The sequence below is a fragment of the Stenotrophomonas sp. STEN087 genome (assembly GCF_056759115.1).
The window spans coordinates 1-16,786 of the sequence record NZ_JBRRCR010000001.1; the positions used below are offsets into that span (position 1 = coordinate 1).

Consider the following 16,786-nt stretch of genomic DNA (forward strand, 5'->3'; position numbering starts at 1 on the left):
GCCTGCTCAACCGCACCACGCTTGAACTCGGCACTGAACTTCCTACGCTTTGACATGAACACTCCTCATGGCCTGGATCGGCCTTCTTGTAAGTGTCCGTGAAAACGGGGGTGAACCCGGGGTAGAACCCCACAGCGCACAACCGGGCGTAATCCTAGCCACGCCACCGAAAACGGGTGGTCGGGGCCTCGAAATCCCCGGTTCTACGCTGAAGTAAACGCTTGCCAGCCGGCATCACCCTGTGTGGTGCCGGCTGGCAATCCGTCGGCCGGCTATGGCGGGCGGTGCGTGGAGGCCTTGTGCCTGCCGGTACTAGCGTAGACCGGATTTCGAGCCACGCATCGTCCGCCACCTTTATCGGTGGCGGCTTCTGCCTGCACGTTAGGAGCCACGCCATGACCCAGCCCTACTCCCCCGCCCCCACGCCCATCCAGGAAGCGCCCGCTTCCGGCCCTGCCCTGGACCCCAACAGCCTCATCGCCATCCTGCACAGCATCGGCGCCGGTGCGGCGTCCGACGGCCAGCCCTGGCCCGAGCGAAACCTGCTGCGTGGCCGACAGATGGCCCTTGCCGATGCCGACTGCGCCTTGGCGGGCCAGCGCGTCATCCACGAGATCCTGCTGGCGGCCGAGCGCGCCCGCCAGAATGGCGACCCGGATCAGTACGTGGGTGATCGGGTGATGGAGGGTCTGGCCATGGCCTGCCTTGCCCTGACGGTCTTCATCCAGGAACGCGTGCGGCCGGCGGCTTGACGTGGCTGATCGCAAATTCTGGAGCAGTCGAGCGAGCTCGACTCTACTGGGGATCGCGCTGCTGCTGTCTTCGATGTCGGTTTGTGCTGGACCTGCGCCCGCGCAGGTTCAGACCTTTGAGGTGCTGCAGCCGCGGCAGTTCGAGGTTCTGCGGAGCCATGCGCAGGCGTTCGTCGATGCCAAAGAGAGGGCGGGATTCGCGCTGGATGCAAGCGAGGCGCCAGGCGCTTAGTTCCATATCCGTTACCAGGGCCAGGCGGTGATGGCGGTGGAGAACACGCCGGCGGGGCTGGTGATCAGCCTGCCGGTGGGTGTGGACCTGCTGGCGCCGGATGTCCTGCAGCTGCGGGATGAGTTCCGGATCTGGCTGGAGCATGATGAACGCTGACGTGCCGACGAGTAGTCGAGCAAGCTCGACTCTACTTTGCGGGCTCCTGTAGGGAGGCATCTGGTGGCTGGTCCGCGCCGAGTGGTGCCGCTAAGCTTCGCAGATGATGATTCTGGTACGACATGCGGAAAGTGCGGCCAATGCTGGCCTCCCCACCCATAGCCCGGATGGCATCGCCCTGACAGATCTGGGGGTTCGGCAGGCAGAGGACCTTGCAGAAAATTGGACCGGCCGGCCCGCGGCAATTGTGAGCTCCCCTTTTGTGCGTGCCAGGCAAACGGCGGAGCCACTCGCCCGCCGGTTTGGCATGCCGATAGTCACGGGTTCCGTACAGGAGTTCACCTATCTGTCGCCGCCGAAGTGCGTGGGTACGACGGCCGCTTCCCGGCGTTCGTGGGTACTGGCGTATTGGGATCTCAGTGACCCTGACCACCGCGACGGTCCTGGCGCAGAGACCTTCCGGGAGTTTGTTGATCGGGCCAGGCGCTTGCTGGCTGATGCAACGTGGCGCGACCGTGGAGAGGTTGTTGTCTTCTGCCATGGCCAGTTCATGCAGATGGTGCGCTGGCTCCAGCAGCATCCAGCGCGACCGGTGGATTCCAAGGCAATGCGCCACTTTAGAACAGTGGATCTGAAGCAGCCAATTGAGCACTGCCAGCAGTATCGAATCCGCGCGGGCTGAGGCCGGGGCTTTCTGGGTGCTGACGCGTTGAGGATGGAGCCCCTGTTTCAGGGGCTCCAACGTGTGCGCATTCGGGTCAGGCTGGCGCCAGATCGGCAGCTCCCTCCATGCGAGCGATGAGAATCTGCCTTTCGCCATTCTGGACATTGGAATACTTTGGTGCGATGGAATTCGCTCGGGTCGTTTCCCAATAATCGACGCCGGGATCCAGCATGAGGGTGAGTGCCCGGCCGTCGTCGAAATGCACTCGCAGTGTTCTCTGGTGAGGTACGGCTTGTCTGGACTTCTCGATCGTAGAGAGTTTGAAGTCAGGCAGAAGCTTCTGCAGGTCGCGTTCGCGCGAAACATCGCTCTGCCAGTCAGTAAATGCAGGCCTCTGCCCAGAAGGTCTGCTCATGACCGAGATAGTGGTGATCTCCACCTCGCGGCCGGCTCCGTGCGTATAGCCTGTCAATCCCTTGATGAGCGCTGCAAACACGCCGGCGCTACTGCAGCTGCGGAAGTAACGATCGCTGTACTCGATGCGCTCAACACTGTCTTTCAGCATGGCGGGCAAGTCCGCACAAAGCTCATTCAGCGCAGGAAGAATCAGCTCATTGAAGAACTGACGCGGCTGCAGTGGCTTGTGCGGAACGATATCAAAGACAGAGGCGCTGACATGCGCATGCAGGTTGCCGGCCAGGCTTTCCGCTGGCACCCACTCGACCTGCGGGAACACCGGGGAATGACCCTGCATGTAGGCACCGGTGCTGGTCTCCTGTGCCCAGCCGCTTCGTCCTTTGGATCCCTCCAGTAGCACACGCGGAACAAACCCGCCCTCTGGCTCACTCCATAGGCCAACAGAGGAAATCGCGCCTGCTTCCACGAGAATCGCGCAGCGCCGACGGAATGTTGCCTCGCCTTCAAACCGGGTGCGCGGCACCACCAGACTGCGCACAGATGTGGGCTGGCTGTCCTGGGTGCGTCGGGCAAGTTTCAGCATCAGGCTGTTTTCACCCAGGTCTTCTTCCTCTCCAATGTAAAGGGTCAGCACCGGAGCCGCGGACAGCAAAAGGGTTGAGTTGACAGCATCGGTCAGGCTGCGTGCTTCCCATCCAGCGTCTTCGCCAAGCAGCGCCATGGCCTCGTCAGGCACGAGCAGCGTGCCTCGGAACTGGCCGCCCAGGAGCTTCTGGACCGCGTGGCGATCCAGTACATCTGCCCCCTCGCGGGTCTCATGTGACAGCAGGCATTCCGGGCACGCCGAATCACAGCTGGCCGGGCACGCGGCAGCCTCGACAATGGCTTCCGAAAGAAGCTCTTCGACATTGTTCTCGAGTCTTGAAACGTATCCCGCGCCGCCAGAGGCCCTGTCAAAGATGATCACTGCAAGCCCGGCGTTGCCCTGCATCAGAACCCTCTGCACGGCAAAGCCCAGTTCGCCCTGATCGATGCCAAGGCGTCTGGCGGCAACATTGCGCAACAGGACCGCCAGCGTCGCGGCGACTGCCTGATCTGACAGTGGCGCACCGTCCACCGACGGCACCAGCAGGTACTCAAGCACGTCTGTCCGTGTGGTTGCGCCCAGCGCACCGAGTCGCTTTACCAGCCAGCCGCTTTCCTGGGCTGGCTCGCACCAGCGGTCTGTGAAAGGTTGACGATGCCGATAGCCGCCGCCCTTCTCCGGACTGGCCGAACCTGGCTCGCACCAGCCACATGCCAGGCAGAGCGAGAAGCCGGAATGCTCCTGCCCGAACGTGTGGTGATAGACCTCCGCAGAGCGCCCAACACGAGACCAGCCCGCCTGGCTGGCCAGCGCTCGACGGATAACATGGCTGCCGTCTTCATTCCTGACACTGAAACGAGGCATTTCACCCGGTATGTAAGTTGGTCTGGAGACATCATCGTTGGGTTTAGCGCCAAGCGGGACGACAAAGCCAGCCGGTACGATGTACTCGAATATCCCCGGGGTGTTGTCGTCCACCACCTGGCCGCAGACCGAGCAGGCATCCGGGCGCTCGAGGCGGTCGGTTACTTCACTGCAGGACTGACAGATCAGGCGCCAGCGCAGATCCTGGATCTCTCCTGGCGCCATCGCCCCGGCAGGACGCTGCCAGTTCATGGTGAGGCCCCCTACCCTGTAGACTGCGCCTCCAACCACCACGTTGGCGCCTGGCTGATACTCGCGCAGCGCGACCGCAAGCTCGCGGCTGAGCGAACGGTTGCTCAGGCTCTCCCGCTCGGACATCTCGCCTCGGCCAGCATCAGACTTGACGATCAGCAGCTCGCGTACATCCACCGGGAACCCGCGCGCCGGCAGGACGCCGCGAATGGTCAGAAACTGCAGGAGGTAGGCCTTACCCATCCGCACAAGCCGGTAGGAGAGCGCATTTCTTGCCTCCTTCTGCGTGGCCGGCACTGCATCCCAATGGGTCTTCGCTGAATCCCACTCGGCATACCACGACGTCGCTGCAGACTCGAATGCCTGCCTCGCCGCTTCGAGCAGTGGCTGCAAGGCTACACCCGCAAGACTGGAGCGCTCCAGCATGACCCTGATGGCATCATGCGCGGCGGGTTTGAAGTTGCTCGTTTCCTGAAGGAAAGCCATCAGCATCTGGAACGGCGCTTGGTCGCGCGTATCGGATCCTGCTTGCTCTTTCACTGGGGCCTCCAATCCGAAGAAGCCGCCGGCTGTCATCTTCATGATTTCCCCGCCATTTCCCTGGGCGGAGATGAACTCGCGCAGCAGCCAGGCATTGAGGTGGCGCTGGACGATGACCGGGCTACCAAGCTGCACCACTGGCGGCCTGATGCTGGTCGCCAGGAAGCCGGCCGGGTCCTTGAAAATGCCCAGCGAGCGTGGCTCGTCGCGGCATACCGTATAGGCCAATGCACGCGTTTCACCGCGGCGGCCAGCGCGGCCCGCACGCTGCAGGTAGTTGGCGACCGTTGGCGGGGGATTTGCCATGGCCACGACCGCGAGGCTTCCGATATCCACACCCATTTCCATGGTAGTGGAACAGCTGAGCACATTGAGATTCCCGGCCTGGAACTCTGCGGTCAGCCGGTCGAGCTGGCGCTGATCAATCTGGGCGGAATGTTCGCGTGCCGCGTAGAATCGTGTGCCAACAAGCGCACGGTCAAGTGCTTCAGGCCAGAGCCCGAGCCTGACCAGCGGGTGGTTGCGTCGACTTTCCTCCAGCCACTGCTCACGCTCCGGCACTGGCACGGAAACGCCGGCGCGCTGCCAGAACGTGTATTGCGGGACCGGCAGAGAGACCGGTTCACATGCAAATGGCACTCCGTCAGCCTGGTGATAGGGAGATACCCCGCGCAGCACCGTGTCCAGCAGGCGCCGGGTGACCGGGCATAGCCAGAGCTGAGTCGGCCGCGACAGGGAGACGGTTGACCAGCGCAGGCAATGACCTTTGCCCTCGACGTTCAGCAGGTGCTCGCTGGAAATCAGGCTGCGCTTGGCAGCGTCGAGCACCTCGCTGACAAGCTGTGGGCGCATGCCGGGGAATGCAGCGCGCAGCAGGCGCGGTAGACGTGCGCGACCGCCGCTGCCGGTCTCGCTGTCAAGCTTGGGCCACTGGAACCTGTTGCCCTTCTTCTCGCCCTTCTCTATCCGGTCAACCAGGTACTTGCGACTGAAGCGCGTTCCGATCCAGTTCTTCTCATCCTCGGAAAGCTCGACGCAGGCGTTCTCACGGATCACAAAATCCATGTAGATCTTCAGGAAGCTCTTCCACTCACCAACATCGCCACCAATCTCCACCCATGCCGACGGGAGCTGGCCCGCTGTGATCTTCTCGATACCGGGATAGCAGATCGAGACCAAGCCAAGCGTCTCCAGGGAGTTTGTCCGCTTGGGCCTGCGATACAGCTCGCGCAGCAGCAGCAAGCGGGAGACGGTGCCGGCAGTCGTCGGCCCCATGAGCTCGGAAAAATAGGGCGCAATGGTCGAACCAATCTCAGGCTGGTCCGCCAGCCTGCTCTGGATCTCCGGCCAGGTCTGAGGGTAGCTGCCCTTGAGTCGGGCCTCGTGCTTCTCCAGCTGCGAAGCAAGGTCTTCACGCTCCAGCGGTGCGGTAGCATGTGCCAGCTCGGCTTGGATCTGTAAAACCTTGCCTCTGCTGAACTCAATTTCCCCGAGCGTCAACGGCCTTGGCAACAGCTGCGGGACCACGTAGCGGATGTAATCCCTGAGTGCAGAGTCGTACATCCTGGCCGCTCCGCGCGCGGTTCCCTGGCGGCTGTCTGTGAAGGTCAACAGTCGCCGTCCTTCCATCAGGACGGACTCACCCATTGCAGACGGATCCGGCGGTGCAGCGGCCAGCAGTTCCGGGATGATGTTGTTGAGCGAGAACGGCGCGGTAAGACGGATCGCCCGGCGGCTCTTGTCCAGGTCGGTGAACGCGTTGCCACAACCTGTACAGCGGCAGGGCCGTTCTGCCTCGACATCATGCATCGCTGGGGAAGATTTTCTGCTGTAGGGATTCCAGACAATGCCTGCAAACTGCATCTCGCCATCGAGCGAGGCAATCTCGCCTGTCAGCGGGTTGAAGAAAGCCTCTCCGGTCGGCACCCCTGCCCTGTTGTCCTCGGGGCTGCAGACAAGGACGCGGCTGTAGAGTCTTTCTTCCAACTGGTCATCGTCATTCGCTTCCACGTCAGCAAGATACTCGTCCTCCCGCTCTGCTTCCGCACGGACAAAGCGCCTGTCGGCAGACAACACGCCCTGCAGCGCAGCGGTACCACAGTCGTTGCACAGCGACACCTCGAGGACCATGCTCCTGCAATGCGGACAGGCCTTGTGCGACTGCATGAACAGTGCCCCGTAGCGCCAATCATCCAACGCTGCGTCCATGCGACCGGAACAGGCTGAGTTGATGCATGACCAGACGGAGGAAATCGTCCGTTGGAACAGATGGATTCTGATTGGCAGGAAGCGGCCGTCTGCGTGGTCTTCGTCCGCCACCTTTCCGGAAGAGATTACATCGATCCAGCGCGCTGCATCCTGGAGGGTGGGCAGGTCTGCATGATCCGCAATCTGCCTAAGGTTGGCAGCTGACTTTCTGGTCAGGAGGTCTCGGATCGACATGGCAACAGGTGATCTGCGGAGCGCCATATGCAGGTCTGCCGCGCTGGTGCCTGCGTCCTTGCAAAGCAGCTCCAGTTCATCCAGTGCTGGTGCCTTGCCGCTTGCCGATGTGATCTGCGGGATCTCGCGATGGCCGCGCACCACCTCAACCGAATCCTCAGGGCATCCAGCCAGGTCGGCCAGAAACTTCCGGAGCGCGCGCGTAGATTCATCGCTCGCGTCACCAATCGTTGCTGAGGTAGCGATGAATCGGACATCCGACGGCTTTACGTTGAAGGCTTGAAGCGTGCGGCGTAGCAGAAGCGTCAGCTCGGCAGCGGCGCTTCCGGTGTAGGAGTGCGCCTCGTCAATCACGATCCAGCGGAGCTTTCCTGAGGATGCTTCAAGAATTGGACGATCCTCCGGCCTGATCAGCATCAGTTCGAGCATCGTTGTGTTGGTGATCAGCAGTGGCGGTGGACTCAGTCGCAGCGTCTTCCTGTCAGGCACCTCGCAGGAAGAGAAGGCTGCGTGCTCATGAGCCTTCAAGCTTTGCTTCATGTCACCGTTGTACAGCGCAAACCGGTGCTGTCCTGCACTCGGCTCCATCCACGCCTCGAGGCGCTCCTTCTGGCTGCGGATCAGCGCATTGAGCGGGTAGATGAAAAGCGCCTGCACTCCTGTCAACGGGGCCTTCCGCTCTTCAGTCTGCTCCCACAGGCTGCTGAGGATCGGGAACAGGAACGACTCGGTCTTGCCTGCGCCGGTACCAGCCGAGACCAGCACAGACTTGCCAGCCGCTACTGAATCAAGCGCGGCGCGCTGGTGCACAAATGGCCTGCGGCTCCGCGGGAAGTGGTAATCGCCGGACGCCTGGTCCAATGCATCAATGAAGCGCGGATGCAGCAGGCCCTGCCGTTGCAGGTCGTCCAGGGTTGCTTCGCCACTCTGCCAGCGATACATGCACTCGATGAGTGGAACCCCGAGCACGGCGCCATCCTCGTTTGCGTAGCTGCCGAGCCATGACTGCAGCCAGTTCCGAAGTCCCGCGTCCGCCGGCCGGTACATGCTCATCACGGCATCCGAAAGGCGCTTTGGAATGCGCTCCAGCAGAGGGTGGGTCTTCAGATTCTCGTAGGTATTCAAGCTGCATTCTCCAGCAGTGCTATGGCCGAGCAGTAAGCGTCGTCAAAGAGCATCGGGTCGATCATGTAGCGCGCAAAGAGCAGGTTGTCCCGTAGCGACTGATCCATGTCGTGCCGGTACCAGGTGGCAACGGCAAGTTCATACGGGGCAAGAAGGAATGTCCGGTCAAGATCCACGCTTGGCGTAATGCATCTTGAGCGGGTCCTTAGCGTGTCGACCATGCCTGGAACGGAAAGCCTTTCCCACAGTTCCGCGGCTGCGTCCCTCACGGGAGGATCGCGAAACTCCAGCTCCTGCTGCCGGCGGTCAGACCACTCGCTCACCGACGTCTGCCATGCATCACTCCAAGGGCCAAAGGCCGCTCTCAGCTTGAGGAGCTCTCCAACACGTCCCGCCAGCGGAAGGCTGGCGAGAAGGCAGGACACATCGGTGGTCTGGGTTTCGCCAAATTGCCTTCTACTCCATTCGAGCAGCTCTGCAGATGCCTGCGCGAGCGCCGCGTGCCAGAAGAAAGGCAACCCATCCAAGCCCCAGCGCAACCCCTGCTCTGCCTCCGTGTACCCGCGAAGGCGAGCCAGCGCGAGCAGCCGAAGTGCCAGAAGCGGTTCTTTTGCCAGTACAAGGAACGGATCAAGCCAACGCAGATAGAACTGGAATGAGCCCAGCCAGCCCAGCAGTACATCCAGCTCCGCGGAAGACTTTCCGCTGTGCGGGTCATCGGTGATGCGCCGGTAGAGCCCAATCAGGGCTGCAGATCGAGCGTGCGACTCGCTGATGCCCACCGCCTGGAGAAACTCCGAAGCAGTGTCGGCCTGGTCTTCACCCAGAACCACGAGGCAGGGTGCGGCCTGGCGCGATGGATCAATCGCCAGGTAGACCCCAGGGAAAAGCGTGGCGTCAGGCAGCAGCCAGGTCTGGCCGTCCTTTCGCTGCAGTTCGATTGGCTCATCGCCCGTCACGTGAGTAAGTTCCCTCAGCTGAACCCGCACGTCATCGGATGCGCCTTCCACCGTCACTTCAGCGCCGATGCGCCTGATCCGATAAGGTTCGATCTCGATTCCGGGCCCATTGGGGAACTGGACCTTGAGTGCATGGGTTCTTGCGCGCGGATCGAATGAGAGTGCCTCAAGGAAGCCGTTCACTTCAGAAAGTGGCAGGCGGTTGGCACGCAAGGAGAGGCTGTGGACGGCGTTCCAGGACGCGCTGGCCCGCCTCACCTCGAGACGGTTGTGCAATGCCGTGCCGGCCTGGGCCACGATTCTGCCCGCGGCGATCGAACTCACGCGGCGCATTCCAGTCGCAGTTTCCTCGCCACTTGCCAGGTCAACGAATGAAGCCGGCTTTGGGCATTCGAAGAGCAGATCCGCCCTGGTGCCTGCAAACAGCAGTGTGACGGTGAGCAGGCTGGTGCCTGCGAATTCGATCGTGCAGGTTCCGTCGGCCGCCGTAGCGTGGCCGGCAATCGTGACGCCGGCTGGCAAGGACAGCGACAGGTGCCGGCTGGTAGTGCGGTGATCGAGGCCTTGAGGAAGCACGAGAACCCGTCGGCGCTCGGCAATCACTGCACCGGTGTCATCAACCAGACGGAATTGCATATCGCCACTGGCGCCTCTGGCCGATTGGCCCAGCCATGCACTGTCTCCCGCCCTGCGCCATTGAATACGGCCTGAAAGTCCGCCGAGCTTTCGGGGGTTGGCATCTCCAACAAAGACTGTTGAATAGCCCCTCACGCGGAAGTGTGGAGTGCGTCCGGAGAAGTCGAGATAGCCTTGCGGACCTGTATAGCCTGATTCAACAACGGCGAAGTCTCCGTCCGCAGCCGTAAAGACGGCCTTGCCGGAGACGCTCCAGAGCGGTCGTGTCGAGCCATTCACCATCAGTTTCTCGCCCAGGGCTGTCGCCTCTCCGCTCACGATAGTGCCCTCGGGTGCTGCAGCCAGCAGTGTGCGCGTGCGGAGCCTGACCGGTGCCGGAGAGCGATAAACGGGATCGCCATCTCCAGGCTCGAAGACCCATACGCAACGTTCGTCGAGCGGTTCGCCACCGATACAGTCCAGGCGCCGGTACGTGCCGGCGTCGCTGATGACAAGTGAAACCGCGCGGTCGTAAACATTCTCGGAAAGGTCCTGGACCGCGCTCGCCTGAAAGAACCTGCCTCCGTCTCTTCGTCTTGCCTTGAAAGCCTCGCCGACAGGCTCTCCCGCAATCGCATAGTGGACAGCAACAAGCCCTGGCACCTCTCCGGCTGCTTCGAAGCCTGCGCCGTCGATCATCGCGCGGGTGTTGAGAATCCATGTGCCATGTCGCCGCGACATGATTCGCTCGATGGCACAAGCAGCACCTTCGGTCGCAGCCAGCGCCACGTTGAGCAGATGCCCAACGATCTCCTTTGCCGCCTCTTCCTCAACACGGAATGGCAGGGCCTGCATCCACCCCGGCATGCTCCAGATTCTGTCCAGCGCCCCACCCTCCCACTGCGCATCCGTGGTGAGCTTGAGGACTGCGCGAACAAGGTCGATGCACAGGCCTGGCAGGTGTTCTGTGCGTTCATAGGCCTTGCGGAGTTCACTTCTTGCGTCAGCTGTGTCGATGAGAGCCAGTGCAACTGCCTCGGAATCACCCCCTCCAGCAACCTCGTACTGCATGAGCTTGTCCAGGATTCTCCGTAGGGGCTTGCCTTGCCGGATCATGCCACTCGGCAGTCCGGCTTGGCCGATGACTGTCTCGAGCAGAAGGTCGGCACCGGGCCGGCTGACGACAGGTATGCGGTAGAAGCCGAAGCTCTCAACCATCAGCTCGCGAAAGCGCGTTTCCTTCCGCTTGTAGAGCCGCAGAATCTCCTCGCCGCAATGGTTCCAAGAGGGTGACCCTTCGACATAGTTGGAGGCAAAGCGTGCGGCCGCAACGGGCGCAAGCGCCTGGATCAGTGTCCTTCTCGGGACCAGCGGATTATTGATCGAGGCTTCAAGGGCCGAAAGTGCCCAGAGACCTGCCTTGTAGCGGTACAGCGGCCGACCATCGACCGGCTCCGTGCCGAGCATTTTGATTCCCTTCATCGCCGCCCCCTCAGGCGCTTCCTTGCTACGCTCCAAGGATTACACAGATTTCGGGCAGTTGAGTAGTCATTGCCGGCGGCGCAGTCGTAGGACCTGAAGCCTTTGAGCGCCGGCGAGCAGTCCGCTGCCGACCGTGCTGTTTTTCATGTGGGCTCTACTGCAGGCGCGCGTGTCATCAGCCTGGCTGCCAAGCGGCTTCACGAAAGAATGTTGTCTTCGCTTGCCGGCAGGGCTATCGATTCACGCCATGCAGTTTATCAGGCGAACGATGCCGAGACATCCAGATCCTTGATCATCACGTGCTTGCCCACGATTTCGTGCGTGAAGATCCGGCCATATCTTACTGGGGCCTTTGATCGGTACTCAACGAAGCGATCATTGCTGACAACGTAGTCATGCTCATCTGGTGCAAGGTTCAGCACGGTCTCGTCTGCCGTGCCATTTACGATGTGGACAACGGCGCCTGGTCCAAGGACGTCGCGAATTCGCCGTTCGTCGAGCCCGTGCCGGGTACGGATGGTCTCGTCGAAGACGAAGATCTTTTTTGAGTCGGTTCGGAGCGCCCTCATGACCGCAGCAAGTGGGCCAAGGCCAACGAAAGTGCCTTGCCTGTCGTGGCAGAGATTCTTTCCGTCGAAAACCAGTCGATTGATTCGGCGCGACTGACGTTTTGCAACGAGCTCGAGCTGTCTTTTGATCTTGGCAATGCTGCGCTCGGCCGATTCCTTCTCGCGACGCGACTTTTCACGCACGTGGGAGGGGCTGCCATTGCCTAGCTCGGCCCGGCATTCTTCGTGGACAATGCGTTTTTCGTAACTATTTCCGGCACGATTGAGGCGGCCATCGTATCGCTCTGCCGAAGCCATCCGCCCCTCGGCTTCACACCGGCGAGACTCTTGTGTGCTGAGATCAAGCAGCAATGGCGCGAGTTCCCTGTCGAGCTCCGCACACTTGCTTCTCAGTGCCGGAAGGGCTGCATCGATCTCCGCTATGCGGCGCTGCAACGTCACTCCGCGATCATCGGCCTTCTTGCGGTCGAACGCCGTATACCATGCAATCGAGCTGCTGACCTGGCTTGAGAACTCTCGCGCCTTTTCATGGGCCGCCTGAGCGTCCTTCGTCTCCTGCATCAATGCAGTACAGAGCCGCATCGATTCTTCGTGCTGCTGAACCAGCTGCTTGCGCTCAGCGGAGAACCAGAAGAGCGGGTTGATGCCAATCGATGACCGATTGCCCAGGTCGGTCATCCGCGCGCTGGCCCTCTGCAGACGATCGGAAAGCTCCTTCAGCTTGGCCGCCCGCTGGGGTAGAACCTGTTTCACCACATCAGCCTTGGACTGAACACTGGCAAGGTCGTACCGGTCGTAGCGCTGGCATTCGCTGGTCACCTGATTGAGAGATTGCCGCCCCCGCGCATGCTCTGCGGAGAGCTTCTCAACCTCTACCCGGTACGGGTTGTACTCCATCTGCGTCGAACTCCATTTCTGCAATCGCGGCAGTATACATAGGCAGGTTCCGCTGCTCGGCATATATTCCCGGCATCTGCATGGCACCAATCATCCGAAGTGTTCCGAAAGGATCACTGCCATGCGTCAAACATTTGACGGAGGCGTTGCCATGAGAGTCGCACTTGTCCAACTGGATGCGCGGGAAGTGGAAGCGTGTGCGGGCGCCAGAGTGCCCGCCGGGCGCATCGCACAGCTGCTGGGGATGGCTGCCAGTCACGACGCGCATCTTGCTGTGTTCCCCGAAAGCTATCCGTTCTTCGTCGATGACGCCACAAGCGCGCAATCGATTGAGATAGCCATTGCTTCTTTGGAGGCTCTGCGACCACACCCCATGGCATTCATCGTCGGCGGCTACGTCACGGAAGGGGGCCATCTACGCAACGCCAGCTTCCTTGTTCATGAAGGGAAGGTGCAGGCGCAGTATTTCAAACGGGTTCCCTGGTCAGGCGAGGCGTTCCTGCCGGGTGAGACGTTGGTGCGATGGGAGTGGAACGGACATCGGATCATTCCGCTTATCTGTGCAGACGTCTGCGTGCCTTGGAATGATCCGGATGGTCTTGCAGGGCGGATGCTGGGCGAGGCAGTGGCGCTGGGCGCAGGCCCCTCGTGCCCGATCGTGGTCAGTACGTTTGGGGCCGACCTGCGGAGACCTTACTGGACAGGACCGCTAAGGGCCTGGGCACGCGCCTGCAATGCGCCAGTACTGGTTTCGGCTATTGCCGGACGGAGCCGCGCCACGTTTGATGAGCAGGGCGAGCTGCGACACTACGGTGGCGGTGGCAGCGGCATGTTCTGGTACGAAGATGGCCAGGACCACGTGTGGCCGCGCAACGACGAGAGTGAGGCGGCAGGTGTCTTCCTGCTCGACACAGTAAAGCCCAAAAGTCTCTGGTTGCCGCTGGACCCTTGAGGTTGCCTGCGTGATGGTTAGGTGCATAATCGCTCCATCGCCACGGGAGCAGGGATGATGAGCAGATCAGGCAAGCAGGACGGAACCGTTGGCCGAGTTGGTAGTGCTGCCCGGGGGGCAGCCAGGGGCAAGAAGAGTTCCGATACCGGTAGGCGCAGTGCCAGTGCGAAGGTCGAGCAGGACCCGCGCGGCGCGAACGCGTTGAAAGCCACGGCCAAGGCCAGCGGTAAGGGATGGGCCTCCGAGGAAGCGACCGATCGCGCGGCAGAGCAACACACCCAAAGCTTCTACGAAACGGCGCTGAAGCAAGCCAGATCCGAGCGCGAGCGGGAAAAAGTCCGGGCCGAGCGCAGCGAAGAGGTGAAGGCGCAACGCGAGCAGCGTAACGGACTTCGTTCAGACCGCAGCAACACCCAGCGCGGGTTTGCGGTCTTGTCGACCATAGCCATCATTGGTGCGGCGGCCGGCGTCGCATTGCTTCTCAAGAACAGCGACTTGGCGGACAAGGCGCTTGATGTGTTCTCTGGGGACTGAGAAGGCGGGCCGGGCGGTTGCGGCGGCCCGCGCAGGTTCGACCCCTGGGCCGGTCACGGTTTCCCCCGGCCCCTTCCCCACCCTTGAGTTGCAAGGGTGGCAGCCCCCCGTCTCTTCGTGGCGGCGACGGCTCTCGGTCGCAGCACGGCCCAAGTTACGTCATGCCGGGGTTCCCTGAGCGCAGCATCGAAGACCTGGGTGTAGTCAGCCCTTCTTTCGCGCCTGCAGGTAGGACCGCATCATTCGTGTCGCTTCTCTTTTCGCAGCGGGCGACAGGAGGTCATTCCGGCGGGCGGCGGAGTGGACGATGCCTTCCAGCGCATCCGCGAGAATTCGCGCCGCGACCTCATGGTCCGCACCGGTATCGCCTGGCGATGCCGCCGCCCGGATGAGTGTTTCATAGCGCCTGTGATACTCGCGCTCGAAGGTTTCGTAGAACTCCCTCGGCGCGAGCGGCACTTCGTCGAGAAGAATTCGGTGCAGGTCCTGGTTCTTCGCGCGAATGGCGATGACTCCGTCAATCAAGCGGCCAATGGACTGCTCGAGCGAAATGGCCTCCGCCTGATCCTCGATGTCGGGGAGCAGCTGCAGGATCTCGTCGAGATGTCGTTTGCGGATGGCTTCGGCAATCGCCAGGTTGTTTGGAAAATACTGATACAGCGACCCAATGCTGACGCCGGCGGTGCGCGCTACCTCGTTGGTCGTGAATCTGGCCCAGCCCCGCTCCGCCAGAACGCGAGCGCCCGCTTCGACAATGCACTCCACCGTGCTCTGGGAACGCTGCTGTCTCGGGGCCTTGCGCATGCTGCGGGTTGCCGGGGGAATGCGAGTATTCATGTACGAGCTCCATCGATAACATGAGCATACGCTCACATTCTGTGGCTCCGCCAGAAGAGAGCGCACTTTTTGATCTGGAGCGCCCATCGTGTCTGCAAACCCATCCCATACCCGTGAAGTGAAGCTCGTCCGCCATGTCCGGGGTGAAATCGACCCGGGCGACTTCAACGTCGTTGAAACCCCCATTCCCGCTCCCGGTCCGCATGAGGTTGTGATCCGCAATCGCTGGTTCCGTGTATCCATCTCGACGCGGCTGATGGCGCAGGAGGATGCAATGGCTGCCGAGGGAATTCCGTTCCCGCCACTAAAGCCGGGCGACACGCTGGCGGATGGCGCGATCGGGGAAGTGGTCCAGGCGGGCTCGGTCTGCGACATTGCGGTCGGCAGCTTTGTGATGCATCCGCTCGGTTGGCGTGAACATGCCCTGCTGCACGAAGACGACTGCAGGCTCATTGATTGCAGCGAACCGGATCCGGCGGCCTATCTCGGCCACGGCTGGACGGCGTATGCCGCGCTCACCCGCGCTATCAAGGTAAAGGATGGCGACACGGTCTTCGTCACCAGCGGCGCTGGAGCCATCGGCTCGATGGCGGGACAGATCGCCCGACTGCTGGGCGCCACGCGTGTGGTCGGCAGCACGAGCAGTCTCAGGAAGGCTGGATGGATGCAGGAGACGCTGGGATACGATGCGGTCGTCACCCGCGACGGCGGCCCGATGATCGACCAGCTGGCAGACGCCGCACCCGAGGGTATCGATGTCATCGTGGACATGGTTGGCGGCGAGCAGCTCGCGGCGGCCGTCAAACTTGCACGCGATGGCGCCCGTGGCGTCCTGCTCGGGGCGCTGACCGCCGAGTTGAACGAAGACAAGGCGTCATTGCAGGCGCCGGTGACATTGGACACGTTCCACCTCATCTTCAAGGACATGACGCTGCGCGGCTATAGCGCGGATCATTCGCCCGAGGCGTTTGAATGCTGGCTGCGCGATCTGAAGACGTGGAAACGTGAGGGAAGCATCCACCTGCCCTCTGCGACCTTCAAGGGTATTGAGAGCGCGATAACCGCCCTGCAGGATGCGTGTGCCGGGCGCCTTACAGGTGTGGTCCTGGTAGAGCTGTAGGAGACGAGGCCAGCTAGGGAGTCGAGCAAGCTCGACTCTACTTTGCGGGTTCCTGGAGGGAGGCTTCCAGCAACGAGACATAGGTGTCGAGGCGAATTCGCTGGGCGATCAGCACCCACCCAAGCAGGTACAGCAGCACCAGGGCGAAGATCAGGATGGCGCCCGCCCAGCCGATGTCGAAGACCCCCGTCCAGTCGCCCCAGCGCCAGTTGCGGAACTGCAGGTACAGCGCGATCAGGAGCGGAAATGGACCGAGGCGCTGCAGCCCTCCGTACATGATGCCCATGCGCTCGGTCACGCGGGTGCGCAGCGCACTGACGTAGCGGAGACGCTGCTCTCTATCTTCGCGCGGAAACATGGATAGTCCGGCGACGACAGACTGCCAATGCAGGAAATCGTTGTCCATTTCCCTGGCGTGGGACAACCGGGGCTGGGAGTACTGGCGGTACTCCCTGCGCAAACTCAGGAGTCCGCCAACCAGGAAGCCTCCGATTTCCACAACCAGGCAGGTAAGCGCCACCGGCAGAAGCACGATCGCAGGTATCCAGCGAACGAGCAGCAGGCCGCTGACCAGTCCGATTAGCGCCGCCCCCACGCCTACACGGTACGACCATTTCTCAACCACGCCGGCCTTGGGGTAGATGGTCGTGCCCTCCAAACCCTGCACACGCGCGTACAGCCAGTGAAAGGTCAGCCCTTCGTCCGTCGGCTGGGCCATCGTGGGGGTGTCGTCCAGATACTGCGTGTCCATTGCATTGCCCATGGTGGGTGGCGTTCCTTGCGGGTGGGGG

Annotated in this window: 11 protein-coding genes; 6 read left to right on the top strand and 5 right to left on the bottom strand. The window is 61.8% G+C overall.

Going from position 1 to position 16,786, the window contains the following annotated elements:
* Positions 1–395 precede the first annotated feature (395 nt).
* The 3 genes from ACVOK1_RS00005 (at position 396) to ACVOK1_RS00015 (ending at position 1,822) form a co-directional block, all read left to right on the top strand.
* On the top strand, positions 396–752 hold the full coding sequence (locus ACVOK1_RS00005) for a hypothetical protein (RefSeq protein ID WP_481560609.1): 357 nt from the start codon (positions 396–398) through the stop codon (positions 750–752).
* Between the two features lie 262 nt (positions 753–1,014).
* On the top strand, positions 1,015–1,140 hold the full coding sequence (locus ACVOK1_RS00010) for a hypothetical protein (RefSeq protein ID WP_481560610.1): 126 nt from the start codon (positions 1,015–1,017) through the stop codon (positions 1,138–1,140).
* A 103-nt stretch (positions 1,141–1,243) separates the two neighbouring features.
* Positions 1,244–1,822 (top strand): histidine phosphatase family protein, encoded by a 579-nt coding sequence (locus ACVOK1_RS00015; RefSeq protein WP_481560611.1) that lies wholly within the window; start codon positions 1,244–1,246, stop codon positions 1,820–1,822.
* A 76-nt stretch (positions 1,823–1,898) separates the two neighbouring features.
* On the opposite strand, the gene ACVOK1_RS00020 is transcribed toward ACVOK1_RS00015, so the two are convergent.
* From ACVOK1_RS00020 to ACVOK1_RS00030, 3 genes are all read right to left on the bottom strand, one after another.
* A complete protein-coding gene (locus ACVOK1_RS00020) occupies positions 1,899–8,030 on the bottom strand; it encodes a DEAD/DEAH box helicase (protein ID WP_481560612.1) in 6,132 nt (2,043 codons plus the stop codon).
* Positions 8,027–11,086, bottom strand: a complete 3,060-nt coding sequence (locus ACVOK1_RS00025; protein ID WP_481560613.1) for a hypothetical protein — start codon at positions 11,084–11,086, stop codon at positions 8,027–8,029. Before ACVOK1_RS00025 ends, ACVOK1_RS00020 begins: the two co-directional genes overlap by 4 nt.
* 257 nt (positions 11,087–11,343) lie before the next feature.
* Positions 11,344–12,552, bottom strand: a complete 1,209-nt coding sequence (locus ACVOK1_RS00030; protein ID WP_481560614.1) for a hypothetical protein — start codon at positions 12,550–12,552, stop codon at positions 11,344–11,346.
* A 151-nt stretch (positions 12,553–12,703) separates the two neighbouring features.
* Between ACVOK1_RS00030 and ACVOK1_RS00035 the strand changes: the two genes are divergently transcribed.
* Positions 12,704–13,504 (top strand): hypothetical protein, encoded by an 801-nt coding sequence (locus tag ACVOK1_RS00035; RefSeq protein WP_481560615.1) that lies wholly within the window; start codon positions 12,704–12,706, stop codon positions 13,502–13,504.
* A gap of 57 nt (positions 13,505–13,561) precedes the next feature.
* Entirely contained in the window at positions 13,562–14,038 is a 477-nt protein-coding gene (locus ACVOK1_RS00040; protein ID WP_481560616.1) for a hypothetical protein, read from the top strand.
* A gap of 204 nt (positions 14,039–14,242) precedes the next feature.
* Here ACVOK1_RS00040 and ACVOK1_RS00045 read toward each other — a convergent pair whose 3' ends face one another.
* Entirely contained in the window at positions 14,243–14,875 is a 633-nt protein-coding gene (locus tag ACVOK1_RS00045) for a TetR/AcrR family transcriptional regulator (RefSeq protein ID WP_481560617.1), read from the bottom strand.
* An 88-nt stretch (positions 14,876–14,963) separates the two neighbouring features.
* Between ACVOK1_RS00045 and ACVOK1_RS00050 the strand changes: the two genes are divergently transcribed.
* A complete protein-coding gene (locus tag ACVOK1_RS00050) occupies positions 14,964–15,995 on the top strand; it encodes an MDR family NADP-dependent oxidoreductase (RefSeq protein WP_481560618.1) in 1,032 nt (343 codons plus the stop codon).
* Between the two features lie 37 nt (positions 15,996–16,032).
* Here the strand turns inward: ACVOK1_RS00050 and ACVOK1_RS00055 are convergent, their stop codons facing one another.
* Positions 16,033–16,758, bottom strand: a complete 726-nt coding sequence (locus tag ACVOK1_RS00055) for a hypothetical protein (RefSeq protein WP_481560619.1) — start codon at positions 16,756–16,758, stop codon at positions 16,033–16,035.
* Between the last annotated feature and the right edge of the window lie 28 nt (positions 16,759–16,786).

Coding starts and splice junctions, on each gene's coding strand:
- ACVOK1_RS00040 (WP_481560616.1), top strand. CDS start 13,562: ATGAGCAGATCAGGCAAGCAGGACGGAACCGTTGGCCGAGTTGGTAGT.
- ACVOK1_RS00005 (WP_481560609.1), top strand. CDS start 396: ATGACCCAGCCCTACTCCCCCGCCCCCACGCCCATCCAGGAAGCGCCC.
- ACVOK1_RS00030 (WP_481560614.1), bottom strand. CDS start 12,552: ATGGAGTACAACCCGTACCGGGTAGAGGTTGAGAAGCTCTCCGCAGAG.
- ACVOK1_RS00055 (WP_481560619.1), bottom strand. CDS start 16,758: ATGGGCAATGCAATGGACACGCAGTATCTGGACGACACCCCCACGATG.
- ACVOK1_RS00045 (WP_481560617.1), bottom strand. CDS start 14,875: ATGAATACTCGCATTCCCCCGGCAACCCGCAGCATGCGCAAGGCCCCG.
- ACVOK1_RS00015 (WP_481560611.1), top strand. CDS start 1,244: ATGATGATTCTGGTACGACATGCGGAAAGTGCGGCCAATGCTGGCCTC.
- ACVOK1_RS00035 (WP_481560615.1), top strand. CDS start 12,704: ATGAGAGTCGCACTTGTCCAACTGGATGCGCGGGAAGTGGAAGCGTGT.
- ACVOK1_RS00010 (WP_481560610.1), top strand. CDS start 1,015: ATGGCGGTGGAGAACACGCCGGCGGGGCTGGTGATCAGCCTGCCGGTG.
- ACVOK1_RS00025 (WP_481560613.1), bottom strand. CDS start 11,086: ATGAAGGGAATCAAAATGCTCGGCACGGAGCCGGTCGATGGTCGGCCG.